26 protein-coding genes are annotated in these 26,654 nt (G+C 69.4%); 13 read left to right on the forward strand and 13 right to left on the reverse strand.

Going from position 1 to position 26,654, the window contains the following annotated elements:
* Window positions 1-5: 5 nt before the first annotated feature.
* The 3 genes from ACWICD_RS08750 to ACWICD_RS08760 are packed head-to-tail and all read right to left on the reverse strand — an operon-like array spanning window position 6 to window position 3,184.
* Window positions 6-1,340, reverse strand: coding sequence for a threonine/serine exporter family protein (locus ACWICD_RS08750; RefSeq protein WP_376128745.1), 1,335 nt, complete (start codon window positions 1,338-1,340; stop codon window positions 6-8).
* A 10-nt stretch (window positions 1,341-1,350) separates the two neighbouring features.
* Window positions 1,351-2,895 carry a helix-turn-helix transcriptional regulator gene (locus tag ACWICD_RS08755; RefSeq protein ID WP_376128743.1) on the reverse strand — a complete coding sequence of 515 codons (1,545 nt, stop codon included), beginning with the start codon at window positions 2,893-2,895 and terminating at the stop codon, window positions 1,351-1,353.
* Window positions 2,896-2,941: 46 nt separating this feature from the next.
* Window positions 2,942-3,184, reverse strand: a complete 243-nt coding sequence (locus tag ACWICD_RS08760; protein ID WP_376128742.1) for a LapA family protein — start codon at window positions 3,182-3,184, stop codon at window positions 2,942-2,944.
* Between the two features lie 177 nt (window positions 3,185-3,361).
* Here ACWICD_RS08760 and ACWICD_RS08765 point away from each other — a divergent pair, with 177 nt between their 5' ends.
* The 8 genes from ACWICD_RS08765 to ACWICD_RS08800 all read left to right on the forward strand — a co-directional run bounded on the left by ACWICD_RS08765 (window position 3,362) and on the right by ACWICD_RS08800 (window position 13,300).
* Window positions 3,362-4,645, forward strand: a complete 1,284-nt coding sequence (locus tag ACWICD_RS08765) for a metal-dependent hydrolase family protein (RefSeq protein WP_376128740.1) — start codon at window positions 3,362-3,364, stop codon at window positions 4,643-4,645.
* 55 nt (window positions 4,646-4,700) lie between these two features.
* Window positions 4,701-6,110: a glutamate decarboxylase gene (locus tag ACWICD_RS08770; protein WP_376128738.1), complete on the forward strand. Its 1,410-nt coding sequence runs from the start codon at window positions 4,701-4,703 to the stop codon at window positions 6,108-6,110.
* Between the two features lie 81 nt (window positions 6,111-6,191).
* Window positions 6,192-6,905, forward strand: coding sequence for a hypothetical protein (locus ACWICD_RS08775; RefSeq protein WP_376128736.1), 714 nt, complete (start codon window positions 6,192-6,194; stop codon window positions 6,903-6,905).
* The gene (locus tag ACWICD_RS08780; RefSeq protein WP_376128734.1) at window positions 6,902-7,945 is read left to right on the forward strand and encodes a DUF998 domain-containing protein; all 1,044 of its coding nucleotides are present in this window, start codon (window positions 6,902-6,904) and stop codon (window positions 7,943-7,945) included. Before ACWICD_RS08775 ends, ACWICD_RS08780 begins: the two co-directional genes overlap by 4 nt.
* 2 nt (window positions 7,946-7,947) lie before the next feature.
* On the forward strand, window positions 7,948-8,619 hold the full coding sequence (locus ACWICD_RS08785) for a GAP family protein (protein WP_376128732.1): 672 nt from the start codon (window positions 7,948-7,950) through the stop codon (window positions 8,617-8,619).
* Between the two features lie 8 nt (window positions 8,620-8,627).
* Window positions 8,628-10,283, forward strand: a complete 1,656-nt coding sequence (locus tag ACWICD_RS08790) for a cation:proton antiporter (protein WP_454139939.1) — start codon at window positions 8,628-8,630, stop codon at window positions 10,281-10,283.
* 7 nt (window positions 10,284-10,290) lie between these two features.
* Window positions 10,291-11,211 (forward strand): multidrug DMT transporter permease, encoded by a 921-nt coding sequence (locus ACWICD_RS08795; RefSeq protein ID WP_454139940.1) that lies wholly within the window; start codon window positions 10,291-10,293, stop codon window positions 11,209-11,211.
* 31 nt (window positions 11,212-11,242) lie between these two features.
* Complete coding sequence (locus tag ACWICD_RS08800) at window positions 11,243-13,300, forward strand: FUSC family protein (protein ID WP_454139941.1); 2,058 nt, start codon at window positions 11,243-11,245, stop codon at window positions 13,298-13,300.
* Here the strand turns inward: ACWICD_RS08800 and ACWICD_RS08805 are convergent.
* Entirely contained in the window at window positions 13,253-13,534 is a 282-nt protein-coding gene (locus ACWICD_RS08805) for a hypothetical protein (RefSeq protein WP_376128728.1), read from the reverse strand. The two genes, ACWICD_RS08800 and ACWICD_RS08805, sit on opposite strands and share 48 nt — an antisense overlap.
* Before the next feature lie 257 nt (window positions 13,535-13,791).
* Here ACWICD_RS08805 and ACWICD_RS08810 point away from each other — a divergent pair, with 257 nt between their 5' ends.
* Entirely contained in the window at window positions 13,792-15,882 is a 2,091-nt protein-coding gene (locus ACWICD_RS08810; protein ID WP_454139942.1) for an ABC1 kinase family protein, read from the forward strand.
* A gap of 11 nt (window positions 15,883-15,893) precedes the next feature.
* Here the strand turns inward: ACWICD_RS08810 and ACWICD_RS08815 are convergent, their stop codons facing one another.
* Window positions 15,894-16,655 (reverse strand): patatin-like phospholipase family protein, encoded by a 762-nt coding sequence (locus tag ACWICD_RS08815; RefSeq protein ID WP_454139943.1) that lies wholly within the window; start codon window positions 16,653-16,655, stop codon window positions 15,894-15,896.
* A gap of 140 nt (window positions 16,656-16,795) precedes the next feature.
* On the opposite strand from ACWICD_RS08815, the gene ACWICD_RS08820 reads away from it, so the two are divergent.
* The gene (locus ACWICD_RS08820) at window positions 16,796-17,752 is read left to right on the forward strand and encodes a carbon-nitrogen hydrolase family protein (protein WP_454139944.1); all 957 of its coding nucleotides are present in this window, start codon (window positions 16,796-16,798) and stop codon (window positions 17,750-17,752) included.
* Here the strand turns inward: ACWICD_RS08820 and ACWICD_RS08825 are convergent.
* Entirely contained in the window at window positions 17,647-18,267 is a 621-nt protein-coding gene (locus ACWICD_RS08825) for a MarR family winged helix-turn-helix transcriptional regulator (RefSeq protein ID WP_454139945.1), read from the reverse strand. The genes ACWICD_RS08820 and ACWICD_RS08825 overlap by 106 nt on opposite strands.
* A gap of 188 nt (window positions 18,268-18,455) precedes the next feature.
* Between ACWICD_RS08825 and ACWICD_RS08830 the strand changes: the two genes are divergently transcribed.
* The gene (locus ACWICD_RS08830; RefSeq protein ID WP_376128720.1) at window positions 18,456-18,821 is read left to right on the forward strand and encodes a DUF7882 family protein; all 366 of its coding nucleotides are present in this window, start codon (window positions 18,456-18,458) and stop codon (window positions 18,819-18,821) included.
* 9 nt (window positions 18,822-18,830) lie between these two features.
* Here the strand turns inward: ACWICD_RS08830 and ACWICD_RS08835 are convergent, their stop codons facing one another.
* From ACWICD_RS08835 to ACWICD_RS08865, 7 genes are all read right to left on the reverse strand, one after another.
* Entirely contained in the window at window positions 18,831-19,352 is a 522-nt protein-coding gene (locus ACWICD_RS08835; RefSeq protein ID WP_376128718.1) for a flavin reductase family protein, read from the reverse strand.
* A 14-nt stretch (window positions 19,353-19,366) separates the two neighbouring features.
* Entirely contained in the window at window positions 19,367-20,446 is a 1,080-nt protein-coding gene (locus ACWICD_RS08840; RefSeq protein WP_454139946.1) for an LLM class flavin-dependent oxidoreductase, read from the reverse strand.
* Window positions 20,443-21,669 carry an acyl-CoA dehydrogenase family protein gene (locus ACWICD_RS08845; RefSeq protein ID WP_454139947.1) on the reverse strand — a complete coding sequence of 409 codons (1,227 nt, stop codon included), beginning with the start codon at window positions 21,667-21,669 and terminating at the stop codon, window positions 20,443-20,445. Before ACWICD_RS08845 ends, ACWICD_RS08840 begins: the two co-directional genes overlap by 4 nt.
* A 9-nt stretch (window positions 21,670-21,678) precedes the next feature.
* Entirely contained in the window at window positions 21,679-22,677 is a 999-nt protein-coding gene (locus ACWICD_RS08850; RefSeq protein WP_454139948.1) for an ABC transporter substrate-binding protein, read from the reverse strand.
* Complete coding sequence (locus ACWICD_RS08855; protein WP_376128713.1) at window positions 22,674-23,441, reverse strand: ABC transporter ATP-binding protein; 768 nt, start codon at window positions 23,439-23,441, stop codon at window positions 22,674-22,676. Before ACWICD_RS08855 ends, ACWICD_RS08850 begins: the two co-directional genes overlap by 4 nt.
* On the reverse strand, window positions 23,438-24,307 hold the full coding sequence (locus ACWICD_RS08860; protein WP_454139949.1) for an ABC transporter permease: 870 nt from the start codon (window positions 24,305-24,307) through the stop codon (window positions 23,438-23,440). The genes ACWICD_RS08855 and ACWICD_RS08860 overlap by 4 nt, the downstream gene beginning before the upstream one ends.
* Before the next feature lie 138 nt (window positions 24,308-24,445).
* Window positions 24,446-24,856, reverse strand: a complete 411-nt coding sequence (locus ACWICD_RS08865; protein WP_376128710.1) for an NUDIX hydrolase — start codon at window positions 24,854-24,856, stop codon at window positions 24,446-24,448.
* A 38-nt stretch (window positions 24,857-24,894) separates the two neighbouring features.
* Between ACWICD_RS08865 and ACWICD_RS08870 the strand changes: the two genes are divergently transcribed.
* Together ACWICD_RS08870 and ACWICD_RS08875 are read left to right on the forward strand one after the other, a co-directional pair.
* Window positions 24,895-26,376 (forward strand): SDR family NAD(P)-dependent oxidoreductase, encoded by a 1,482-nt coding sequence (locus ACWICD_RS08870; RefSeq protein ID WP_376128708.1) that lies wholly within the window; start codon window positions 24,895-24,897, stop codon window positions 26,374-26,376.
* Window positions 26,373-26,618 (forward strand): putative acetyltransferase, encoded by a 246-nt coding sequence (locus tag ACWICD_RS08875; RefSeq protein WP_376128707.1) that lies wholly within the window; start codon window positions 26,373-26,375, stop codon window positions 26,616-26,618. Before ACWICD_RS08870 ends, ACWICD_RS08875 begins: the two co-directional genes overlap by 4 nt.
* Window positions 26,619-26,654: the final 36 nt, after the last annotated feature.

The raw sequence follows: 26,654 nt of genomic DNA on the forward strand, positions 1-26,654 counted from the left end.
GGCGGTCACGCCTGCGGTCGCCGCCAGCCCTTCGCCAGCACAGTGGCATCGCGACTGAGGCCGCCACCCAGCAGCATCCCGATCGCGATGGCGATGAGGGACCCGAAGGTCCGCAGGATCGTGCTGGTTGCTCCCGCCGTACCGGATGCCGCCTCACTCAGCCCGATGAAGCCCATCGACCCCGGCACGAGCACCCAATACGCGCACGTCAGCATGATCGCCGTCGACGCTGCGGGTGTGAGACGGCGGGCGAGGTACACGGCCGGGATCACGATGAGCGCGCCGATGAGTCCCGACAGCTCGGCCCCGACGAGCAGGTTGCCCAGCAGCTGCGCCGAGTGCGCGACGACGAGGGCGTACACGATCCAGATCAGAGACCCGGACGGCGCCGAGGAGAAGAGGTAGTAGCCCAGGCTCACGAGGAGGAGGCCGACCCACGGTGCCCAGGCACCCAGTTGAGCGGGAGCCGTGGTGATGGCGGGAGGCTCGCCGGCGACCGAGATGCCCGCGAAGACCCCGAAGGCGAGAAGGCCCAGCCGCGCGAGCCCGAAGACGAGCCGGCTCGCTCCGGCCATCACCTGGCCGGAGGTGAGTTCGACCGCGGCGATGGTGAGGGTGAGTCCCGGGAGGAACGAGACGAGCGACGGTGCGACGAGCCGCAACACGTCGTCGTGGACGAGCGGACGCACCAGCAGCGAGATCAGGAGGGTGACCGTGAAAGCGGTCGCGACGGGCAGGAGCAGCGAGAGCGTGGGGATGCGGGCGCCGATGAACACGATGGCGCCGACGATCACGCCGAGCACGACATAGACGGGCAGAGCGGTGACGGTGGGATTGAGCACCAGGCCGAAGCCGACGGTCAGGAGCGCATAGCCGATGACCGTCAGGATCGAACCGAATCGCGGCGGTGCGGCTTTGATCTCGGCGAGCGCCGCGACGACCTCTGCCGGCTCGGGCGCCTGCGCGAACGCGCGCTGGACGACACGCTCGACCGCGCCCGCCTGATCCAGCCGGAGGGGCTCCTGGTCGGCGGCGACGAATGCCATCTGCGCCGGAGACGTCGAGGGATCTTCGAGGAGCACGAGCGTCGGGAGGACGAAGATGCGCAGCTCGGGTCGTTCGTAGCGCACGGCGAGCTCCTGCAGCGTCACCTGGACATCGCTCGTGGCCTGAGAAGAGGCGAGCAGCGTCGCGCCGAGCTGCCCGAGCATCCCCGACACTCCGGCGTCTCGCTCCGCGGTCGCGTCGGCGCCCGCGTCGGGGTCGGCGGGACGCAGCGCGAGCAGCGCACCGCGGGCCCGGGCGAGGAACCCGGGTTCTCGCTGTCCGCCACGCGACATCGTCGACTCCTCAGCCGACCGGGACGGCGATGAGGCGGTGGCGGATCGCGACCTTGAGCGCCTCTTCGCGCGTCGAGCAGCCGAGCTTGCGGTAGATGGACTTCAGCTGCGACTTCACCGTGTTGGGGGAGACGTGGAATGACGCCGCGATGGCAGCCGTGGTCGGGTGCAGGGGGAGCGCGTTCAGGACGCGGAGCTCACCGGGGGTGAGCGCGGGTGTGCGATGGCTCTCGGTGTGCGTGAGCCCCGCCGTCGCGTCATCGAAGGCGGCGGCCTCCGGCTCCGGAAGGTCCGCACGGACGAGCGAGATCAGCTGCTGCGGCATCGTTGCGAGGAGCCGGCGGACATTCCTCTTCGCGGTGAGGCGCGCGATCTGCCGTGCGGTCTCGGGATCGACCGCGTCGGTGCGCATCATCTCGACCCACGTCGACAGCAGGAGCGCCTCGACCCGCTGCCCGGGCCCCAGGGTGAGATCGGCCGAGATCTGCCGCACACCCCGCGCGGCGAGGTCGAGACGCGAATCCTGCAGCGCGAGTCGAACGGACGCGATCGTCGTGAGGGTGCCGGCCTTGGCGTTCGTTCCCGCCACGCGCCGTGCTCCGGCCGCGTCTCCCGCGGCCCACAGCGCCTCGATGGTCGCCGAGTGGATGACATCGGACGCGAAGGATCCGTGCTGAGTGGGGTGCGCATCGCTCGCCAGATGAAGGGCTTCCAAGGCGTCGTCGGCGCGATGACGCGCCAGCAGCGAGCGCGTGCGAGCGAGGAGCGCGAACGGCCAGCTCAGCTCGATGCTGTCGTAGGACTCCAGATCCGCGAGCAAATCGTCGACGTCGTCCACCATCCGCTCGACGCCCACGAGCGCTGCCGCGGTGCGCTCGGTCATCGTGCTCGAGTTGACGTGCGCACCGGTCGGCGGCGGCTGGTGCACGAGCTCGGCCAGCGCGAGTTCGGCATCATCGAGCGACCCGCGCACGGCGTGCGCGAGGGCCGTGCGCCCGAGCGCCAGTCGTTCGGCATCCGCCTGAGGCGAGAGCCGTCCGAGCTGTCGCGCGGTGGCGAACTCGAGCAGCGCGCGTGAGGAGTCGCCCGCGGCGAGCAGGGTCGACCCGATCTGCTGGTGGTAGTACCACAGCGGTCCGTCGATGCGCTCGCGCGATTCGACCCGCACCTGCTGGATGCGCTCCTCGAGACGACGCGCATAGATGAGGGCCGCGGTGACATCACCGCTGAACCGGAACGCGATCATCTGCACGAGAGTGAGGATGTCCAGTTCGTCGGGGGACATCGATCGGGCGTCGTCGGGATAGATCAGCGGCTTGAAGGGACGCGTCGTCCGGGCGAGCACCGGTGTCATGCGGTGCACGATCCGCAGGACGGGATACCGGGCCAGGACCGAGTTCGGCAGGGCCTCGGTCGCGGCGGTCAGCAGCTCGAAGTGCGCGCTGTAGAGCGGCCACACGTTGGACATCGCCGCCCGCGCGATCGTCTCCGGCTTTCCGGACGCGATGGCGCGTCGCAACTCGGCTTCGGCTCTGACATCGTCGTGGAGGTTCATCAGGAGGCATCCGGCCGCACCACTGTTGTGCACATGCGGGCGGGCGCTACTTCTTGCGCGGGCGGAACCAGGGGAAGAGGGAACCGATCACGACGCCGGCGATGAGGACCGCGAGGAACCATCCCCAGGCGGGCATCGTGAACTGCAGGAACAGGAACCGCAGCGTCGCCGGTCCGACGTTCGAGAAGACGAAGGTCAGCGCAGCGATCGACAGGAGGATCGCGAGGATCACTTTGCCGTTCGCGGCGCGAGTCTCCTTCTCCGCCGCGGTAGTTTCCTTGTCAGGCATACGTTCTCCTTCTCGCCCTGCGATGAGCGTCTCGCAACGGACCCTATCCGCAAACGCACCTCGCGCACGATGGGGTGAGATGCGGGTGATCAGTGGGTGAGAGGCGAGATGACGGGCCGGGCGAAATCCTCTGGGATCCGGCTCGCGATATGAACGACGCGGAATAGTCTCGCCGGCATGACCCCAGGCACCAAGGCACCGCAGAGAATGATCATCCGCAACGTCCGCGTGTTCGACGGCGTGAGCGACACGACCCAGGACAACGTCGACGTCCTGATCGAGGGCGCACACGTGGTCGCCGTCTCGTCGTCACCCGTCGCCGGCGACGCGTCCGACGGCGTGCTCGAGATCGATGGCGGCGGGCGATTCCTGATGCCGGGGCTGAGCGATGCCCACGTCCACCTGATGGGCAACGCCAACAGCATGATGGAGTTCCTGCAGGGCCCGACCGGAGCCCTCTACGGCAACACGATCGCCGAGGCCAAGCGCATGCTGCTGCGCGGGTTCACGACGGTCCGCGACATGGGCGGCGACACCGCGCCTGTGAAGTCGCTCATCGACCGCGGCGTGTTCGAGGGGCCTCGCATCTTCCCGAGCCAGGCGATGATCTCCCAGACCTCCGGTCACGCCGACTTCTCGTTCGTGTACGACGTTCCGGAGGAGTTCGGCGGCAAGCCCAGCCGCACCGAGGACATCCACTTCACGCGCATCGCCGATGGTGTTCCCCGCGTGCTGGCCGCCGTGCGCGAGCAGCTCAAGCACGGCGCCAGCCAGATCAAGCTCACCCTCGGCGGCGGTGCGGCGTCGATGTACGACCCGCTCAACACGCTGCAGTACACGCCGGACGAGATCCGCGCCGCCGTCCAGGCGGCGACCGACTACGGAACGTATGTCGCGACGCACGTCTACACGCCGGCCGGAATCGCGCGTGCGATCGACGCCGGTGTGGCCTCGATCGAACACGGTCACCTGGCCGACGAAGAGACCATCAAGCGCATCGCTGACGCGGACATCTGGCTCTCGACGCAGCCGTTCGCCGAAGACGACCACCACTACCCCGACCCGTCGCGAGCGGCGAAGAACACCGAGATCTGCCACGGCACCGAGCAGGTGTACGAGTGGGCGAAGAAGTACGGCGTCAAGACCGCGTGGGGCACCGACCTGCTGCTCGAGCCGCAGTCGGCTCCGCGGCAGAGCGTCATGGCGGCCCGTCTGAGCGAGTTCTACACGAACGCCGAAGCGCTCAAGATGCTCACGTCGGGCAACGCCCAGCTCTTCGAGATGGCCGGTGAACGCAACACCTACCAAGGCGGCAAGCTCGGCGTCATCGCCGAGAACGGCTGGGCCGACATGATCCTCGTCGACGGCGACCCGCTCACCGACCTCTCGCTCATCGCGGACCCGGACACCAACTTCCGCCTCATCGTCAAGAACGGTCAGGTCGTCAAGAACACCCTCTGATCGGCCTGCTCGACGCCGACCGATTCTCGATATCCCCGCAATGTCAGGAGTGAAAGTGACTTCCAACACCAGCAAGGCGCGTCAGTCGACCAACATCGACCCGACGCTCGCCATCAACCCCGTCTTCGTCCGGCCCGGCGAAGCGACCGAGTTCGACAAGTTCGTCATGCCGGACGGCCCGAGCCTTCCCGAGACCGCCTATCAGATCGTGCACGACGAGGCGATCCTCGACGGCAACTCACGCCTCAATCTCGCGACCTTCGTCTCCACCTGGATGGACGACCACGCGCTGAAGCTGTACACCGAGGCAGCCGACAAGAACATGATCGACAAGGACGAGTACCCCGCGACGGCGGCGATCGAGGACCGCTGCTGGCGCATGCTCGCCGAGCTGTGGCACGTCCCCGACACGGCCGACACGATCGGCACCTCCACGATCGGCTCGTCCGAAGCGTGCATGCTCGGCGGTCTCGCCCTGAAGCGCCTGTGGCAGGAGAAGCGCAAGGCCGAGGGCAAATCGACCGAGAAGCCGAACCTCATCATGTCGGCGGCGGTCCAGGTCGTGTGGGAGAAGTTCTGCAACTACTGGGACATCGAGCCGCGGTACGTCCCCGTCACGCCCGACCACATGGTGCTGGACGGCTTCGAGCTCGAGAAGTACGTCGACGAGAACACCATCGGCGTCGTGGCGATCCTCGGCCAGACGTTCACGGGGGCCTACGAGCCCGTCGAGGCGATCGCGAAGAAGCTCGACCAGATCCAGGCCGACACGGGACTCGACGTGAAGATCCACGTCGACGGTGCTTCGGGCGCCATGGTCGCGCCGTTCTGCCAGCCCGACCTGGTGTGGGACTTCCAGATCGACCGGGTCAATTCGATCAGCACGTCGGGTCACAAGTACGGACTGGTCTACCCCGGCGTCGGCTGGGTCGTGTGGCGCAGCCAGGCGGTGCTCCCCGAGAGCATGATCTTCCACGTCAGCTACCTCGGCGGCGACATGCCCACGCTCGCCCTGAACTTCTCGCGGCCCGGTGCTCAGGTGCTGCTGCAGTACTACCAGTTCCTGCGTCTCGGACGTGAGGGCTACCGCGCCGTCCAGCAGAACTCGATCGACGTCGCGACGTACCTGTCGAGCGAGATCGCGAAGATCGGTCCCTTCGAACTCATCAGCAAGGGCGACACGATCCCCGTGTTCGCCTGGGTCCTCAAGGACGGCTACACCGACAAGTGGAGCCTCTACGACCTCGCGGACCGCCTGCGCATGAAGGGCTGGCTCGTGCCGGCCTACCCCATGGCCGACAACATGTCGGACATGGTGCTCCAGCGCATCGTGGTCAAGGTCGGGCTCAGCCGTGACCTCGCCTCGGCGCTTCTGGCCGACATCAAGGGCGAGGTGGAGTTCCTGCAGTCGCTCACCGCGCCGCTTCCTCGCGAAGTGGCCAGCGGGTCCCACTTCCACCACTGATTCGACCGTGTGCGGGGAGGACGCTCGGCTGCGTCCTCCCCGCACACGCGATTCACCGACCGAAACACGGATGGAGAGACCATGACGACGGCGGCCATGACGGTGGACGTTCCCCGGCGCTTCTTCGTGCCGACCGTGACGAAGCAGTGCTGGATCTTCATGATCGGCTCGTCACTGTTCGCTGTGGGGTCCGCACCCGGACTCAGCGATCTGATGGGCGCGAGCGCATCGAACCTCTGCTATTTCGTCGGCGCCTGGTTCTTCACGACGGCGGGACTCATCCAGCTCTTCTTGAGCGGCGCCATCGCCGTCCCGGTGTCGTACGCGCCCGGACGGATGGTGCGTGCCGAGTGGCTCGCCGCCGCGACGCAGACGTTCGGGACGCTCATGTTCAATGTGAGCACGACGGCCGCCCTGCATGCGAAGACGGTCACCTCTCAAGAGCATCTCGTGTGGAATCCGGATGCCGGCGGCTCGGTCGCCTTCCTCGTGAGCGGCGTCCTCGCCTTCGTCGCGTACGCGCACCACGCGCGCCTGCTCGACCTGGGCAAACGCGCGTGGTGGTCGGTGCTGGTCAACTTCATCGGCTGCGTCGCGTTCGGCCTGTCGGCGGTGGGGTCCTACATCCTCCCCGGCGGCGACACGATCAACAACGCTCTCGCCAACGGCGGGACGTTCGTCGGCGCGATCTGCTTCTTCCTCGCGTCGCTCATCGTGCTGCCCCAGTGGAACCGCTCGGCGAACCGGGCGGCCGCACCCCGCGGGGCGGACGGCATTCCCCCGGTCATCCAGTGATCTCCGAGGGCCTTGCGACCGATCCGAAGCCGCGTCGCGCGCTCATCGACGACGAGTCCGCGGCGATCATCATCGCCGCCTCCGTCTTCGTCGTCTCCGCCATCGTGGCCGCGGTGGTGTTCTGGGGTCGTGAGCTCCCGATCGCCGGTCGCGGGTCGCTCGGCGAATTCGTCGCGATAGCGGGAGCGGTGGCGGCAGCCCTCGCCTTCGCGGGCGGCCGGTGGGTGGCATCCGTCCTCAAGATCGGGGGGATCCCCGGGCAGACCCGCGCGCGCTATCTGTGGTTCGATCTCGTGGCGCTCTCGGTCGCGCACGCCGCGATCGCGCTCCTGGGCTGGACCGGCATCGCGACGGTCCTCGAGCACAGCTTCATCGGCGCCACGGTCTTCACCACTCCCGCCGTCGTGATGGCCGCAGCCGCGACGGCGCTGAGCGGATACGCGGCGTATCTGTCGGGGCTGAGCCTGACGCCGCGCCAGCTGTCGCTCGTGCTCGCGCTGTTCCTCGCGGTCGGGATGATCACCGCGATGCTGAGCTCGAACGATCCGCAGTGGTGGCAGATGAACCTGTCGGCGCTCGGGATCACGCACGACATCTCCTCGCTGACGTTCAACCTGACCCTCATCATCTCGGGCGTCATCGTCACGACGATCGCGCGCTTCGGCACGGCGTCGCTGCCGGCCGAGACCGTGGCGGAGCGTCGTCGCCGTGCCGTCGTCCGCGCGCTGTTCGTACTCATCGGCGTCATGCTCGCGTGCGTCGGGGTCTTTCCCGTGGACCGCTTCTTCCTGCTGCACAACACCGTCGCGACGGGGATGGCGGTCGCCTTCGGCGTGCTCGTCATCGGTGCGCCGTGGCTGCTGCCCACGGTGCCGAAGACCTTCATCGTGCTCGGGTACGTCTTCGTCGCCGCCGTGGCGGGGCTGGCCCTGCTCTTCGCGGTCGGCATCTACAACCTCACGGCGGTCGAGCTCATCGCCGCCGTGCTGATCTTCGCGTGGATCATCCTGTTCCTGCGCAACGTGCAGACGAGAACCTGACGATGCTCGTCGTCCTGGCAGACCTGCTGACCATCGCGGTCGCGGTCGCCATCAGCCCGCTGGCGATCGTCGCCGTGATCCTCATGGCGACGGCGGGGAAGGGCCGCTCCAACGGCACGGCCTTCGTGCTCGGCTGCTACGTGTTCATGGTCGTGTTCGTCGGGGTTCTCGTGCTCATCGGTCGCGCCGCGGGAACCGAGGATGCGCATTCCGTCCCACGGCTGCTCGTCGACGGTGTCGAGATCCTGCTCGGCATCGCGCTGCTGACGATGGCCGTGCTGCAGTGGCGCAAGAGAGGGACGAAGGACACCCCCGGCTGGATGGACAAGCTCGACGGACTCACGGTCGGCAAGGCGTTCATCGTCGGCGTCCTGCTGTCCGGTCCGCTCTCGCCCAAGGACCTGCCGCTGCTCATCGCCGCGGGAGGGCGGATCTCCCAGGCCGACCTCCCCGTCGAGCAGATCGCCTCGGTCATCCTGATCTTCGCCGCGATCGGCATCACCGCGGTCGCGATCCCCTGGGTCGTGAGCATCGTGGCCCCGCACCGCGCCGAAGCGACGCTCGCCAAGCCGCGCGACTGGCTGGTCGCGAACCACGCCGTCATCGTGACCGTGCTGTTCATCATCCTCGGGTTCAAGCTGGTGGGCTCGGGCGTCGCCGACCTGGTCGGGTGATCGCCGGAATGTCCATCGAACTGCTCGTCGTCGCGGTGATCGCGATCATCGCGATCACCCTGACCTCGACACTGGCCGATCGCATCGGGGTCGCGGGGCCGCTCGTCCTCGTCGCCCTCGGCGTCGTCGTCAGTCTCGTGCCCGCGATCCCGGCGCTCAGCGTCCAGCCCGAGCTGATCCTGGTCGGTGTGCTCCCGCCGCTGCTGTACTCGTCGGCGGTGTCGGCTCCCGCGATCGAACTGCGGCGTGATCTGCGCGCGATCAGCGGCCTCGCGATCCTGCTCGTCATCATCAGCTCCCTCGTGCTCGGACTCTTCTTCGCCTGGGCGATCCCGGGACTGGGCCTTCCGCTCGCGATCGCGCTGGGTGCGATCCTCAGCCCCACGGATGCCGTCGCCACATCGATCGTCCGCAAGCAGGGGGCGCCGCGCCGGGTCGTGACACTGCTCGAGGGGGAGAGCCTGCTCAACGACGCGACGGCGCTCGTGCTCCTGCGCACGGCGATCGCCGCGGCCGCGGCGGGCTTCTCGTTCGCGGCGACACTCGGCGCCTTCGCCTGGGCGGTGCTGTCGGCCGTCGCGATCGGCGCCGTCGCCGGGGTGATCGCGCTGCGACTGAGGGCGTGGACGCGCAACGCGACGGCGAGCACGGCGGTGGGCCTGATCGTGCCGTACCTCGCCTATCTGCCGACCGACGCGGTCAACGGCTCGGGGCTCGTGGCGGCCGTCGTCGCCGGTGTCGTGTGCGGTCAGGGTGCTGTGCGCCGGCTCACACCGGAACAGCGGATCGCGGACAAGGTCACCTGGCGCACCGTCGAGTTCATCCTCGAGGGCGCCGTCTTCCTCGTGATGGGGCTCGAGCTCTACGGCATCGTCGCGAAGAACATCGCGGCGCACGAGGGGCTGCTGCACGGGGCGATGATCGCGGGCGCGGCGTTCCTGATCCTGATCCTGGTGCGCGCCGCCTATGTCTTCCCGATGCTCGCCTTCCACTCCTCGCGCATCAGGCGCGCCACGCGAAGGCGGCTGAGCACGGCGAGCGGCACGAGCCGGCGCGCGAGCGTGAAGCGCGCCGGGCGGATCCGTGCCGACATCGACTACTTCGATGCGTCACCGCTCACCTGGCGTCACAGCGTCATCGTGACGTGGGCGGGCATGCGCGGCGTGGTCACGCTCGCGGCGGCGCAGACACTGCCCAGAGACACGCCCGAGCGCGAGCTGCTCGTGTTCATCGCCTTCGTCGTCGCGGCGGGAAGCCTGCTCCTGCAGGGCATGTCGCTGCCCGCGGTGGCGCGGATCGTGGGACTGGGCTCGTCGCCGCAGACGGGGTTGCCCCGTCGCGCGCTCACCTCGGTCAACCACGAGCTTCAGGATGCCGCGCAGTCGGCGATCGCGAACCGCGCGCTGCATCGCGAGAAGGGCGCCTTCCCGGAGAAGCTCTACGCGCATCCTCCGTCGCGCTTCCTCGCGGGCCTCGGGTCCGACGCCGAGGCCGGGGGTCCCGAGAGGCTGGAGTTCGAGCTGGCCCTCATCGGCGTCATGAGGGTGCGACTGCGTCAGATCGCGGCATCCGGTGCGCACAGCACGAGCGTCGTGCGATACGTGTTCGACGAGCTCGACGCGTACGAGATCAGTGTGCGGCTGCGACTCGAGAGCGAAGGGTGACAGACGGATGGACCTCACTTCCCTGCCGTTGGCGGGCATCGGACTGGCCGTCGCCTCGGCCGCGGTGCTCTCGGTCGGCAACCTTTTGCAGGCGCGCGGCGTGCACGCCATGGAGGAGCGGATGGACCGCGGCGCCGGCGGCTCGCGCACGATCCACCTGATCCGCACGCGCCTGTGGCTGCTGGGCGGCGCCCTCCTCGGCATCGCGATCCTCCTGCAGATGGGCAGCCTCGCGTTCGCGCCGCTCATCGTCGTGCAGCCCATCGGCGTGGCAGCCCTCGTCTTCACCGTGCTCATCACCGCGATCGCCGTGGGGCGACGGCCGCCGCCGGCCGTCGTGCGGGCGATCGTCGTGTGCGTCGTCGGGGTCGCGGCCTTCGTCACCGTGGCCGCCCTCGTGAGCACGCAGCACGCGATCACCGACGTCCAGCTCATCGCGGTCCTCGTCGTGCTCGCGGGAGTGCTCGTCGCGACGGGTGCCCTCCTCGTCGTCGGCCGCGCCCGTACCGCTCCGCCGATCCTGTGGGTGCTTCTCGGCGGGGTGTACTCGGCGTTCGTCGCGACGCTCGGCAAGACCGTCATCCTGAGGGTCCAGACGGCGTGGCGTCACCGTGACTTCGCGATCGACGCCACGAACCTGCTCACGATCGGCTGCCTCGTGGGGATCGCGGTCGCGGGGGCCCTGTCGATCTACTTCGTGCAGCGGGCGCACGTGTCCAACCGGCCCGAGGTCGTCGTCGCGGGCCTGACCGTCATCGACCCGACGGTCGCGGTGGTCCTGGGGATCACGATCCTCGGCGAGGCGAGCGACGCACCGCTGTGGGCGGTCTTCGCGTTCATCGGCGCCGGGCTCGTCGCGGTCACGGGGGTGTTCGCCCTGTCCCGCGCCGAACGCCGCAGCGACATCGGCGAGGGGGCCCGTTCGTGAGGTCGTCGGCCCGCCGCGTCACCGACGACCGATGCCCGTGACGCCCGACGCCGCCCGGGGAGCACCCGGGTGGTTCCGGGCGCTCGCGCGCACGACGCCCGCGCCTCTGCAGTGGGATCGCGTCGTGCTCACCTCGATCGGCGTCGCCGCACCGGTCGGACTGGGCGTGCTGCTCGCGCCCCAGCATCCGGCGGCAATCGGGCTGGGCTCGCTGGCCTCGATGGGGGCGATGGCCACCTCGGTGATGGACCTCGGCTCGGCCGGAGCCGAACGCATCCACCGCATGGCCCTCGTGTCGGTCACCGCTGCGCTCGGATTCGCCCTGGGGACGCTCGTGTACGGGAACACCGTCGCGACCCTCGTCGCCGTGGTCGCCGCGACGCTGGTGTCCGGGCTCGCCGGCACGGTCAGCGCGACCGCGTCGAGGTCGGGACTGTACTTCCTCGTCTTCGCCGTCACGGCGGCCAACGCGGACTTCGGGCTCGCGAATCCGTGGGAGGCGCCGGTGGTGTTCTTCCTCGGCGCGGTGTGGCGGCTGAGTCTGACCACGGTCGTCGCCGCCGTGATCGGCGCCAATCTGGCACCCGAGAAGCGCGCCGTCGCCGCCGTGTACGACGCGATCGCGAATCAGCTCGCGGCGTCGGGCACCCCCGCCGCGGACGCGGCGGGGTCGAGGCTGACGAACGCGCTCAACAACGCCTACGACGTCATGATCGCGGCGCGCACCGCCGTCGCCGCGCGGGACGTGCGATGGCAGAACCTCGAGACGGTGCTGAACGCCTCTGCCCCGGTGGTGGATGCCACGATCGCCACGACGACGAAGGGGCTCGCGACCGATCCCGATGTCGTGACCTACGTGCGAGCGGTGGCAGCGTGGATCAAGGATCCGAGAGCGACCCCGCCCGCCCCGCCGTCGCCGGCGGGAGCGGGCGGGCCGGACGCCGAACGCGCGGCGCTCGCGTCGTCCGTGCGCTTCCTCGCCCGCGTGGTCGAACGGGTCGGCAGTGACGAACGGCGGCGGTTCGTCGCGGCATCCCGGGCAGGACTGCCCGGCGGGCCGTCCGTCCTGGAACGGCTGCGCGAGGCGGGCCGCACACTGGCGGCGGGCAGCGAGACGTGGCTCGCGATCCTGCGGCTCGTGCTGTGCATGGCCGTCGCGCAGGGGATCTCCCTCGTCCTGCACCTCGAGCACCCCTATGTCGTCATGCTCACCGTGGCGCAGATCATGAAGCCCGACCTGGGATCCGTTTTCGCACGGGCGATGCAGCGCGGAGCCGGCACGATCATCGGCGTCATCCTGGCCACGATCGCGACCGCGCTGATCCCGCACGACGGATGGCAGGTGCTCGCCGTCCTGGCACTGGCGGCCCTCATCCCGATCACCATGCCGCGGAACTACGGCCTCTATTCCGGCGTCAGCGTCTGTCTCGCCGTCCTCCTCGTCGAACTGCACGCGGGAGCGAGCGCGTCGCTCATCGAATCCCGCCTGTTCGACACCGTCCTCGGGTGCGTCGTCGTGCTGGCGATCGGATATCTGCCCTGGCCGTCGACGTGGCGCGCGCCTCAGCTCCTCGCGCAGCAGGTCGCCGACCTCGCCCGCGGCATGGCCGACTATGCGACCGTCGCCCTCGCGGATTCCTCCGCCGTTCGCCCGCCGAACGGCGACGGTCCGGCAGACCCGTCGATTCCCGGTCGCGCCCAGACGACCGCACGGCGCCAGACGTACCGCCGCATCTCCGATCTGCGCACGCGCATCGTGAGGTCGCTCGCCGAGCCCCCGGCGATCAGCGCCGCAGCAGCGTCGTGGACACCCGAGATCACGGCGCTGGAACGCGTGGCCGACGCGGTCACGGCCGCCGCGACGACGACCGTCGTCTCGGGCGCCGAGCTCGAGTCGCGCGATGTCGACCGCGTGCACGGGGCGCTGACAGACCTCGCCGCCGCGATCGCCGACGACCGTGCGCCCGGCGCGGACGACGTCCCCTCTTCCGGCGCGCTCGCCGATGTGGGCGACGAGATCAGGTCGGCGAGGGGCGCGCTGTCATTGCGCGTCCGGCAGCGCACGCACCACGTGCGTGCCGAAGCGTGACGAGGTCTCGAGGAGCCGGAACACCTCATCCGATGCGCCCACGACACAGACCTGCAGCACGCCGCTTTCGAACAGCTGGTGCATGAGCTCGTCGGTGAAGTCGGTCGTCACCGACTCCACCTCGTCGGCGACGAGTCTGAGCTCATCGGTGAACGCGAGGATGTGGGAGCGGCGGACGATCATCTCGGCGGCGGCCCGGGAGTCGGATGCTCGGGGGAGCGTGATCGAGTCCATTCGTCTCTCCTCAGGGGCGGTCGGAGCGAATCGACCCCGCTCCGGCTGCCGCCAGCCTAAGCACGGCACCGGGAACCGCCGCCGTCTCGCCAGCCGATTTCGCCCGCACCGTACCCCGGCCATCACCCTCGCCGACGAGCCGGTGCGGCAGGGTGATGACGGGGTGATCGGGGGAGTGCGCGGCGGGTGAAACCTGACGGAGTCACCGGGATGCGCCCCGGCGCGAAGTTAGAGTCTGGGGGTCACCGGGAGGTTCGATGTTCGAGGTCGTCATCACGATCGTGCTCGGTGCCGTCTTCGCCGTGGGTGCCGCCTGGGTCGCGCAGCACGTGCTCGGCACGCCGATCGGCTGGGTGCGGGCGATCATCTTCGTCGCGATCATCTATACGGCCACGGTCCCGATCGTGCGCGCTGCGCTCGAAGCCGGCGATGTCATGGTCGACGGACAGTTCGTGGTCTCCAGTCCGATCGGCGTCGTGTTCATCGCGGTGGCACTGGGCTGGCAGTTCGCCCTCGCGGTGACCGTCATCATGATCTCCGAGCTCTTCTGGCCGTCCGGGCGAGGGTGGCATCCGATCCGCGGGGTGAAGGAGCTCCTTCACCGCCGCAAGCGCATGCTGCGTTACGCGCAGACATTGCGGATCGCGTCCAAGCACGGTCTCAGCCTCTTCGGCAGCCACCGCAAGGGAGAGGACCAGGACGTCCCGGCGGCCGTCGTGGCCGCGATGAACGAGGCCGGGGTCACGTTCGTGAAGATCGGGCAGGTGCTCTCCACGCGCGACGACGTGCTTCCGAGCGAGTTCACGGATGCATTCGCGACGCTGCAGATGCAGACCACTCCCCTTCCCTGGGACGACGCGAAGGCGGCGATCGAGGCGGAGCTGCCGGGCACCATCGACGAGGTGTTCGCGTGGGTGGATGAAGTCCCGATGGCGGCGGCCTCGCTCGCTCAGGTGCACGCCGCGCGGCTGCATCCCGCGGAGGGCGAGACCGAGGGGGCGAACGTCGTCATCAAGATCCAGCGCCCGGACGCCCGCGCCTCGGTGCAGATCGACTCGGACATCATCGTGCGTCTGGCACAGCAGGCCGAGCGCCGGGCGGCGTGGGCGCGGGCCTACGGGCTGAACGCGCTCGCGGGCGAATTCGTGCGTTCCCTCAAAGAAGAACTCGACTACCGCATCGAGCTGGCCAACACCGAGCTGCTGCGCGACACGCTCGCGCGCTCGAGCGTCCGTGCGGTGCACGTGCCCGAGGTGTACCCGGCGCTGTGCACCGAGCGGATGATGGTGCAGGAGCGGATCGAGGGCATCCCGTTCTCGAACCTGGACGGCGGCCTTCCGGCCGCCATGGCCGACGCCGAGCCGCGCGAGCGAACCGAGGAGGAGCGGTTCGAGGTCGGCGACGTGGCCGGGACCGTCTCGTGGACGCGACCCGACCCGCTTCCCACGGCGCACGAGATCGCCGACGTCCTGGTCGACACCGTGTTCGAGCAGATCGCGGTCCGCGGGGTCTTCCACGCCGACCTGCACCCGGGGAACATCATCCTGCGCGCCGACGGGCAGATCGCCCTCATCGACTTCGGCTCCGTCGGCATCCTGGAGCGGAGCATGCGACGAATGCTGCTCGCGATGATGTCCGCGATGGGCGCCGAGGACGACATCGCCCTCACCGATCTGCTGCTGATGATCGCCGGCGAGCCCGCGGATGGATCGGAACTGGATCGGCGGGCACTGCAGCATGAGATCGGCGTCATCCTCACGCGCGTGCACAACGGGCGCACCGATGCGAGCATCTTCACCGAGGTGATCGACGTCCTGCGCCGGCACCAGCTCGCGCTTCCGCCCGCTCTCATCCTCGTGTTCCGCACGATCGCCTCGATGGAGGGCTCATTGCGCCGGCTCGTGCCCGACTACGACATAGTCGATCAGGCGCTGACTCGGACGACGTATTTCGCGCGGCTCGCGTTCGATCCGCGGGACATGCTGGCGGATGCCCGTGTGCAGCTGCAGGTGGTCGGCGAACAGCTGCGACGGCTGCCGCGACGGATCGAAGCGATCGGCGCGCAGTTCGAGAACGGCACCTTCGGCATGAGCCTGCGGATGTTCCGCGACCCCAACGAGCGCAGCTGGATCGCCTCGCTCGTCGGTCAGCTCACGACGGCGCTCGTGGGCGTCGTCCTCGTCATCGCGGCGGTCGTTCTCGTGGTGTTCGGCGGCGGGCCGCTGTTGACTCCCGACGTCTCTCTCTTCCCGTTCCTCGGTGCCGTTCTCGGTCTCGGCGGCATGCTACTGGTGCTCAGATCCCTGCGAACCGCACTCATGCGGGGCGATACGCCCGCAGGGCGGTAGCCGGAGGGCGTCTATCGCACGGGCGCTGCCGCATCGAGCGCGGCGGCCGCGGCACGTCGTCCCTCGGCGATGAGGCGCCCGACGTCGCGCATCGTCCACTGCGCCATCCGCTCCATCTCGGGTTGAACGAGCACGACACTCGGATCGCGCGCGAGATCGGCCGTCCGGGTGGCGGTGCGCATCATGCGCACGTTCTCCCACTTCGCGTGGAGGTGCACGACGATGACACGCTCCGCACCGAGCTGTCGCGCCGCCGCGTGCGGCACGTTGTCGACCATTCCGCCGTCGGCGAGCAGCTGGCCGCCGAGGCGCACGGGCGGGAGCAGCCCCGGCACGGCGATCGTCGCGCGCAATGCCGTGCTCAGCGGTCCGGTGTCGATCGTGACGGCACGGCGAGTGCGCAGATCGGTGGCGACGGCTCCGAAGCGACGCGGCAGGTCCTCGATGCGCGGGTCCTCCTGGAGGAGCCGCTGGATGGCATCGGTCACGACGTGCGAGTCCAGCAGCCCCCAGCGGGGCCGGAAGGTCCACCGGGCGACCCGACTCCAGCGGAAGGTCCGCGCGATCCGCTCGATGGCGTCGCCGTCGAGTCCCGCGGCGAAGGCAGCGCCCACGAGGGCGCCCGAACTCGTGCCGGTCACGATGCCAGGACGGATGCCGCGCTCCTCCAGCACCTGCAGAACCCCGACGTGTGCCGCACCGAACGCGCCGCCACCGCTGAGCGTGACGGCGAGCCGCGCATCGTCAGTGGCATCGCCTGTGTCGGGGATCACGTGGTGACCGTACCACCGGGCGAGCCGGGCACGGCAGAGTGAGAACCGGGTGATTCCGCGGGTGAGGAGCCGGGATGATTCCGCGAGCGTCGCGCACCGGCACGATCGGTAAGGTGCAAGCAGGAACGGACGGAGACGTGATGGCGCGTGTAGCGGTTGCTCAGGTGGGCTCGGTGCTGTTCGACACCGACGGCACGATGCGCAAACTGCGCGCCTACGTCGATGACGCCCGTGAGCGCGGTGTCGAGTTCCTCGTCTTCCCGGAGGCGTTCATCGGCGGCTATCCGAAGGGGCTGTCGTTCGGTGCGGTGCTCGGCTCGCGAAACGATGCCGGGAGGGACGAATTCCTCCGCTACACGCGGGCCGCGATCTCGATTCCGGGGCCCGAGATCGATGAGATCGGGCAGCTGGCCCGCGAGGCTCGGATGACGATCGTGGTGGGGGTGATCGAACGGGACGGCGGCACCCTGTACTGCACCGCCGTGTATGTCGGGCCGGATGGGGAGTTCCTCGGGAAGCACCGCAAGCTCATGCCGACCGGCACCGAACGTCTCGTCTGGGGTCAGGGCGACGGCTCCACGATCAGCGTCGTCGATTCTCCGGCCGGCCGTTTCGCCGCCACGATCTGCTGGGAGAACTACATGCCCCAGTTCCGGCTCGCGACCTATCAGCAGGGCGTGCAGCTGTGGTGCGCTCCGACCGTGGATGACCGCGACATCTGGCAGGCGACCATGCGTCACATCGCCTACGAGGGCCGGTGCTTCGTGCTCAGCGCGTGTCAGTACCTCAACGTCGACTCGCTGCCCGACGGCTACGATCTGCAGCGTTCCGGCGACGCCCGCGGCGACCTGATCCGCGGCGGCAGCGTCATCGTCTCACCCTTCGGTGACGTGCTCGCCGGCCCCGTCTACGGGGAAGAGACGCTGCTGGTCGCCGACATCGATCTCGAAGAGCAGCTGCGCGGAAAATACGACCTCGATGTCGTGGGTCACTACGCGCGGCCGGATGTGTTCTCGCTCACCGTCGACACAACGCCGAAGTCCGCCGTCGTGCGGTCGGGTGCATCCGATTCGGGAGCGCCCGAATCAGCCCCGTGATACGGGGCGCCGCCGTCGGCGACGGAGCGGTCCAATGCGTCGGCGAGCCGTGAGATGACCGTCGCGGCGGCGGCCGCTTCGTCCTCGGAGAGCCCGTCGATCACCTCGACGATCGTCTCGTGGTGACCCGAGAACGCCTCGTCGACCCGTCGCACGGCCTCGTCGGTCGGAATGAGGTAGCGCGCGCGCCTGTCGGTCGGGTGCTGTTCTCGCGTGACGAGTGAGCGCCTGACGAGACGTTCGACGATGTTCGTGACGTTCGCGCTGGAGGTCGAGAGCATGACGATGAGGTCTTTCGGCCCGATGGCGCGGTCGTCGCGACGAGCCTGGACGAGGTATCGCAGGGCCGTGAGATCGAGATGCAGCAGTCCGGAGGACCGGAGAGCTCGCTGCGACTGCAGCCGTTCCGCACGTCGCAGCCGGAGGATGGCGTCGCTGAGCCGCTGCCCCTCGGGGGTCTCGGGCGGGGCCGCATAGAGGTGTTCGCCTTCGCGGCGCATGATGCTTCGCGGCACTGCTGCTCCTCTGCGCTCCTCGTGGCGCATCCCCAGCGTAGCCACACGGCAGCGGCCATCGCCAGGGAATTGCACAATATCGAGGAATCACATCGGATGTGAGTGTAAGAAAGGAAAAGACACTTCAGGTGAATTACTAGCTAGGTTGTAATAAAGCTCGTTTCCCCTTCCCCCAGAGAGGAACCCCGATGGGCTACCTGTACTACGGCGCTGAACGCACGCCTGCCGAGATCCCCGACCGCGTCCTCGCTCATATCAAAGTGGTCGTCACGACCAAGCTGCGCCGCAATGAGAGCTTCACGCTGACCTGGCCGCACCCCGACGGCGCCGCGGGCCGCACGTCGATCTGGCTTCAGCCGTCCATCCCGCTGCGCTTCGTGTTCGACACCCCCGAGGCCGAGCGCCTCGATGAGCAGATGCTGCGTTCGTACGCCGAGCAGGCGCATTCGTCGAAGGGCCTCGTCATCGACTGGCGTGAGGAGCATTCGTCGACGGCGCCGTCACTGAAGATCGCGTCCCAGCCGGAGGACGTGCCGGAGCGTCAGGTCGCCTGAGGCGCGCGGTCACGCCAGAGCGGTGTCGGCGGGCAGCGCGTACCACGTGCGGTCGTGATAGATCAGCGGTCGGGAGCGCGCGGCCGCGTCGGCCTGCTCCGTGATGGCGAGCGCCTCGATGATGCACAGCGTCGACGTGCCGGCGCGCACCCGTTCGACGACGCGCGCCCGGACGAGGACGGGCGCACCCACGAAGTACGGTTCGCCCTCGGGCGTCACCGCCCACGTCCGCGGATCACCGAAGCGGTCGGCATCGTGCCGTGCGCCGAGTCTGGCCAGCCATGCGCTGCCGGCGTCGAGCAGATGCACGATGAGCGTCTCGGCGCGCAGCAGCACGGGTGCGCTCGAGGACTCGTCCGACACCGAGAAGACCAGCAGCGGCGGTTCCGCGCTGACCGATGCCAGCGAGCTGACCGTCATCGCGACGTGCCGCCCCGCGTGGGTGGCCGTCACGAGGGCCACGCCGGCCGGGTGGTTGCGCAGCGCATGCCGGAACCGGTCCGCCGTCGCGGCGTCGATCGTCAAATTCATGGTCGGCTCCTTCGCTACGACGTGACGGCGGGGGTCCACCCCAGGGCGGGCGCGATCGTCGTGGCGAACTGCTCGAGCCGCGCGATGCTGAGGTCGGCGCCGGGCGTGCTGTCGCCGGCGGCGGGGTAGAGGCCGACGGTCGGCAGCAGGTCGGTGACGTACCCGAGCAGTGCCGGATCGTCGCGCAGGTCGTCGATGACGTCGTCGACCGTGCCGTACCGCGTGACGCGTCTCAGGTATCCCTCGGTCGACAGGTCGGCGAGGTCGGGCTTGTAGGCGTTGGCGAAGGTGCGTCGGAAGGTGTTCAGCCCGTCTTCGACCGTGCGCTCGATGCTCTCCCGGCTCTCTCCGACATAGGTGAAGCGCAACGCGCCGATCCGCGGCGCCCGGTCGGCCGGCTGCGTCGCCTTCCACGCCGCGAGATAGGCGTCGATCTTGGCGCGCTGATCGTGCACGGGGTGGTCTGCGAACGTGCCGATCAGCAGTCCGTTGCCCGCCGCGGCGGCCTCGGCGGCACGTTCGGGGGTGCCGACCGACTGCCACAGGCGGTCGCGCAGGCCGGCTGCGACCGGACTCAGCCGGCGCGGCTCGTCGTCACCGGTGAGCGATCGTCCTTCCAGCAGCGCATGGAGCGTGCGCAGGTTGCGGTCGAACAGCTCGCGGCGCGCGGCGTAGTCGAGCCCGAACGCCGTGAACGCCGCGCGATCGCCCCCGCCCGACCCCAGCCCGAGGTTGAGGCGGCCGCCGCTGACGAGGTCGAGCACGGCGGCATCCTCGGCGAGTCGCACGGGGTCTTCGAGTGGCAGCACCGTGATGGCCGTGCCGAGCGTGATCCGCTTCGTCTGGGCGGCGACCGCCGCGAGCAGCACGAGAGGGGACGAGAGCCGACCCGACCCGAGCCCGAAGTGGTGCTGTCCCACCCACACGCTGTCGTAGCCGAGTTCCTCCGCGGCGACGATCGTGTCGATGAGCTGCGCGAGCACGTCGGCATCCGACTGCCCGGGCACGCCCGGCACCTGCGTGAAGAATCCGAGCCGGAAGCCCGGCGCGACGGCGGCGCGCTCGGGCGCCTTGTCGATGATCGTGCTGCTCACGGTGTCGTTCCTTTCGGTGGGGGCACCGCACCGACCGACCAGCGGCTGTCGAGCTCGCCGTTGACGAGCCAGTCCCCGACGAGTCGGGAGCGGTAGACGATGGGATTGTGGCTCGCGATCGTGCGAGCGTTGCGCCAGTGCCGGTCCAGCGCCAGCGTCCGATCCAGTGCCGACGCGCCCAGCGCATCGAAGGCCCGCCCGGCGGCGTCGGTGACGAGTCGGGGGACGACGGTCTGCGCCTGATAGGTGGCGGCGGTGACGGCGCGGTCATCGTGCGGCTCCCCGTCGGGGTCGTCCGCGAAGAGCGCGTCGTGCCGGCGAGCGACATCGACGACGATCGCCTCGACCGCTGCGGCCGCCGCGGCGACCTCGCCCACGATCTGCAGGATCTGCGGATCGGCCTGCACGGTGTCGGCGGCGCCGTGCGCATAGACGCGCCGGCGACGCCGCACTTCGCCGGCGAGATCGTCGCCCGTGCGCCGGGCGATGCCCGCCGTCACGGCGAGCAGGACGAGCTGCAGCAGATCTCCGCCACGGGCATCGGATGCCACCGGCGCGATCTGCCACGCCTCGATGAGCACGTCGTGGAAGTTCGTCGCCCCGGTCGCGGTGAGCTTCTGCCCGAAGCCGTTCCACGTGTCTTCTCGCGACACCCCCGCGGCGTCGGCGGGAACGATGACGACCTCGGGGGACGCGTCGCCCTTCGCGACGATCACGAGGATCCAGTCGGCGTAGAGGTTGCCCGTCGAGTACTCCTTGCGTCCGCTCAGTCGTGCCGTGCCGTCCGCAGACCGCCGCAGCGTGACCGAGGACCCGCCGAGCGGGGTGCCCGGTGTGTCGGTGACGCCGTTCGCGATGAGATCGCCCGCCGTCACCGCGGCGAGCAGCCGTCGCCGGTACTCGCTGTCGGGAGAGCGCACCACGCCGTGCACGGCGTGGAAATGGCCGCGGAACGCCTGCGCGATGTTCGGATCGGCGGCGGCGAGGTCGATGAGCAGACGCGTGAGGTCTTCGATGCTCCCGCCGAGGCCGCCGTCGTCCTCCGGCACGAGCAGCGTGCCGAACCCGGCGACCTTGAGCGCGGCGATCTCGTCGAACGGAAGCTCGCGAATGTCGTCACGGTGAGCCGCGTCGCGTGCGATGGCGGCGAACAGCGGTGCGAATCGCTCGTGCAGCAGCCGGTACACGGCGGCGCGGGCGGGCGCGATGGCGAGTGTCGACATGCGCTCGCCTCAGTCCACGAGGATGTCGTTGAAGTCGGACACGTAGATCTCCTCGAAGCCCTCGGGGAACGTCTGGAAGGCGCCGGTGCCGACGAAGAATTCGATGAGGGCGCGCTCGGTCTCGATGAAGGCGTCGTCGATCGGGATCCAGGTGCTGCTCACCTTCTCGCCGGCGATCCGCGCGGCTTCCACCGAGATCCCGTTGAGTGCGGCGACGTCCGCCGCCTCTTTCTCGGGGTCGTCGGCCGACGTCGCGAAGAAGTCGTTGAGCGCGGCCAGATAGCTCTCCAGCGCCGCTCGCTTCGCAGGATCGTCGAGACGGCCCTGATCGGTGACGAGGGGATAGTAGTTGTCGATCCTTCCTTCGCCGTCGGACAGTTCGCGCAGGCCCTTCGTCTCGACGAGCGAGCTCGAGACCGGCTCGATCGAGATGATGAAGTCGACCTGTCCCGACAGCAGAGCCGACGTCGCGTCGGGCACCTGCTCGAGGATCGTGAAGTCGTCCTCGCCGAGGCCCACCTCTTCGGCGGCCTTCAAGAACTGGATGTAGGAGTTCGTGCTGCGCGAGAACACGGTCGTGCCGCCCTCGAGGTCGGCGAGTGACCGGGCGGTGCTGTCGGGGCCGACCAGGATCGTGTGGGCCGAGCCGTTGGCATCGGTCGATCCGATGACGCGGATGCCGGTGCCGCCGTTGACGTACGACGTCACGGGCCCGACCTCGCCCCACTGCGCGAGATCGAACGCACCTGTCGTCAGACCCTGCGCCACGTCGATGCCGGCGCCGTCGACGTAGGTGACCTCGAGCCCTTCGGGCTGCAGGTCGGCGGCAGCGGCACGATTGAGCGGTCCGTTGAAGATCGAGTACTGCACGGTGAGCTGCAGCGGCCCGTCGCCGTCGGCTGCGGTGTTCTCGGCGGCCGACGAGCCGCCGGCGGCGCATCCCGCGACGGCCAGCATGAGTGCGAGGGCGGCGACGGGGAGGGCGGCGCGCAGGGGCTGTCTGGTCATGGGGTGTTCGCTCCTTGGTGCTGATCGGCGGGTGAGAAGTCTTCGTCGGCGTCCACGCCCAGAAGTGCCAGCACGACGCCTTTGAGGTCGGTGACACGGTGATCGGCGTGCGAGCGCGGGCGCGGCAGATCGACCCGGATGTCGGCGACGATGCGCCCCTCGTCGACGATCACGACGCGGTCGGCGAGCACGATGGCCTCCTCGACGTCGTGTGTGACCAGCGCGACGGCGAAGCCGTGCTGACGCCACACGCGCGACACGAGCGCTTGCGCCTGGAGCCGGGTCAGCGCATCGAGGGCGCCGAAGGGCTCGTCGAGCAGCAGCAGCCGAGGCTCGAGGGTGAGCGCCCGGGCGAGTGAGACCCGCTGGGCCTGCCCGCCCGACAGGGTGTGCGGCCAGGCATCGGCGAAGGCGTCGAGGCCCACTTCGTGCAGCGCTGCCACCGCGCGCCGCTTCAGCTCGCGCCTGTCGTCGCGGAGGCCGAAGACGACGTTCTGCCACACACGCTGCCACGGGATGAGACGCGAATCCTGGAAGCCGACGGCGACCGGTGCCGCCGTCGAGACGCTTCCCGCGGTCGGTCGCTCGATGCCGGCGAGCACGCGAAGGAGCGTGCTCTTGCCGCATCCGCTGTGTCCGACGATCGCGAGGAACTCGCCCGCGTCGACGGTGAGGTCGACCTCTCGCAGCACGATGTTGTCGTCGAACGCCTTCGTGAGGTGGTGGACCGCCGCGGCGGGTCGGGTGTCGAGGAGGGCGGTCATGGGGTGAACCCCTTCCGCCACGGCAGCAGCACGCGTTCGAGCAGCGACACGAGACCGCTGATCAGCAGGCCGATGAGGGCGTAGAGCACGGCGACGAGGATCATCGCGTCGGTCTGACTCAGCTGCGACGCACGCCACAGGATGTAGCCCAGCCCCTCTTGCGGTGCGATCTCCTCGGCGAAGACGAGCGCGAGGAAGCTGATCACGAGGGCGAGGCGCAGGCCCACGAGGAACTGCGGCAGTGCGCCGGGGAAGACGATCGTGCGCAGCAGCCTCCATCCGCGCACACCACGGGTGAGAGCGAGTTCGCGCAAGCGCGGGTCGATCCCGACGACACCGGCAACCGTGTTGAGGTAGATCGCGAATGTCGCGGCCAGCACCAGGATGCCGATCCGCAGCGTCTCGCCGACGCCGAGCCAGATGAGCAGCAGGGGGATCAGTGCCGGGAACGGGATCGCCTTGATCGCGTGGAGCGTGCCGTCCAGCACGCGGTGACCCCATCGCGACAGGCCCGAGAGCAGACCGAGCGTGACCCCGATCACGATGCTGAGCCCGAGACCGACGAGGACGCGCCGCAGCGACACGGCGACGTCGCGCACGAGCGTGCCGTCGGCCAGACGCGTCGTGAACTGCTCCCAGACCCGCTGCGGAGACGCCAGGAGCAGCTCGCTGACCCACTCGTTCGACGTCGCGACGAACCACAGGACGACGGCGGCGGCAGGAAGCAGCAGCGACACCGCGACGGGCGTGAGGCTCGAGCGTCTCGCGCGGCGCCGCCGAACCGGGGTCGCGGGCGCCGCCCCGTCGTCGGCGGGGGCGACGTCGCCCGGCGATGGCGCCGCGTCGATCAGAACGGTTGTCGTCATGGGCCCAGGACACACCCGCACCCGGCGCCGCTCAACTTCCGTTGCGAAGTGTGTGCGCCTGTGACTCCGCGTGAATCCATCGCGCGAGGGTCCTTGCGCGCGAGCCGTGCCGTCGGCTATTCGCGCTCGCGGTGAAGATCAGTGCGGCAAGAAGTTCTCTCGCGCGAGCGGCGCGACCTCGAGGTGTTCGGCGTCGGCGCGCGTGACCCATCGCAATTCGGCGATCTCGGCCGCGATCACCGGAGTCTGGGCGCCGATGTCGGCGACGAAGACATCGGCGACGACGACGAATCCCGGCTCGTTCGCGGCCGCGGCGGTGAACTCGCCGAGCGGCCGCAGGTCGCCCGGATCCACGCGCAGGCCGAGCTCCTCCTGCAGCTCGCGGCTGAGGGTCTCATCCGCAGACTCACCCGGCTCCGGCTTTCCGCCGGGCTGCATGAAGGCCGATGTGCCGGTCTTGCGGACGAGCAGCAGGCGACCGTCGTCGTCGGCGATGACGGCGGCCGACACGCGAATGCTGCGCGCGTCGGGTTCGGCGAGAGAGGTCACCCCGGAACGCTAACAGCCCGCGCGTCGTAGAATCTCGTGTGCCTCCCGAGACTTCTGCCGCGACCGACCTGCCGCCCAGCGGCATCGACCCTTCGGATCTCGAGGTCACCCTGCGGGTGCTGGACGGGATGGCGGGGCTCGATGAGACGCATCCTGATTTCGTCGCCGTGCGGCGCGCGACGGCGGCGATGTTCAAGGCGGTCAAGAAGGTGCGACGCCGTGAGATCCGCGAGGCGATCGCGCAGGCCGACCGCGAGGTCGTCGCGGCGACCGCCACGGGAGCCCCCGACCGCATCGACGACGAGACGCGCGGCATCCCGATCTCGACGTCGACGACGGCGCCCACCGCGGGCACGCTCATCAAGGCGCGCGCCTGCTACATCTGCAAGCAGCTGTACACGCTCGTCGATGCGTTCTATCACCAGCTGTGCCCGGACTGCGCCGCGATGAGTCACGCCAAGCGCAATGCGCGCACCGACCTCACCGGCAAGCGGGCCCTGCTGACGGGCGGGCGCGCCAAGATCGGCATGTATATCGCGCTGCGGCTGCTGCGCGACGGCGCGCACACGACCATCACGACCCGATTCCCCCGCGATGCCGTGCGGCGGTTCAGCAGCCTGCCGGATGCTCCGGAGTGGATCGATCGGCTGAAGGTCGTCGGCATCGACCTGCGCGATCCGGCACAGGTCATCGGCCTCGCCGACGACGTCGCGGCGGCGGGAACCCTCGACATCCTCATCAACAACGCGACCCAGACGGTGCGGCGCTCGCCGGGCGCGTATCAGCCGCTCGTGGACGCCGAGCTCGCACCGCTCCCCGACGGACCCCTGCCCGAACTCGTCACGTTCGGCCACACCAATGACCGGCATCCCCAGGCCCTCGAGCGTTCGGTGACGGCGCACCCGATCCTGGCCGCGGCGGCCGAGCGCGCGGATGAACTCACGGAGCAGGCCATGACGGCGGGGTCCAGCTCGCTCGAGCGACTGGCCGCCGGGACGGCGATCGATGCGGGCGGCCTTCTGCCCGACCTCGACCACGTCAACTCGTGGACCCAGCACGTGCAGGACGTCGATCCGCTCGAGATGCTCGAGGTGCAGCTCGCGAACACGACGGCGCCGTTCCTGCTCGTCTCGAAGCTGCGCCCGTCGCTCGCGGCCAGCCCGGCCCGTCGCACCTATGTCGTCAACGTCAGTGCGATGGAGGGCGTGTTCGGTCGCGGCTACAAGGGCCCCGGGCATCCGCACACCAACATGGCGAAGGCGGCCGTCAACATGCTGACACGCACGAGCGCGCGCGAGATGTTCGAGAGCGACGGCATCCTCATGACGAGCGTCGACACGGGCTGGATCACCGATGAGCGCCCGCACTACACGAAGGTGCGCCTCGCCGAGGAGGGCTTCCACGCTCCGCTCGACCTCGTCGACGGTGCCGCGCGGGTCTACGACCCGATCGTGCGCGGCGAAGCCGGTGAAGAGCTGTTCGGCGTCTTCCTGAAGGACTACGCCCCGGGTGCCTGGTGACCACCGACGATCGTGCAGCCGGGCGCGGACGCATCGCGCTCCCCGCGCCCGGTCACCGCGTGGTGGTGCGCTACCTGCTCGCGTCCGGTCAGGCGACGGATGCTCTGGGCGAGCTGCTCAGCGCCGACGAGAACACCCTCGTGGTCGACGGCAAGCGGGGCGTCGAGCGCATCGCGCGGGCGGACATCATCGCGGCGAAGGAAGTGCCGCCGGCTCCCGAGCCGCGACCGCGCAGGGCGTAGGCGCGGACGAATCATAGTCCGGGCCCGCGCCGGCGG

This window comes from Microbacterium sp. NPDC055357, from assembly GCF_053644835.1.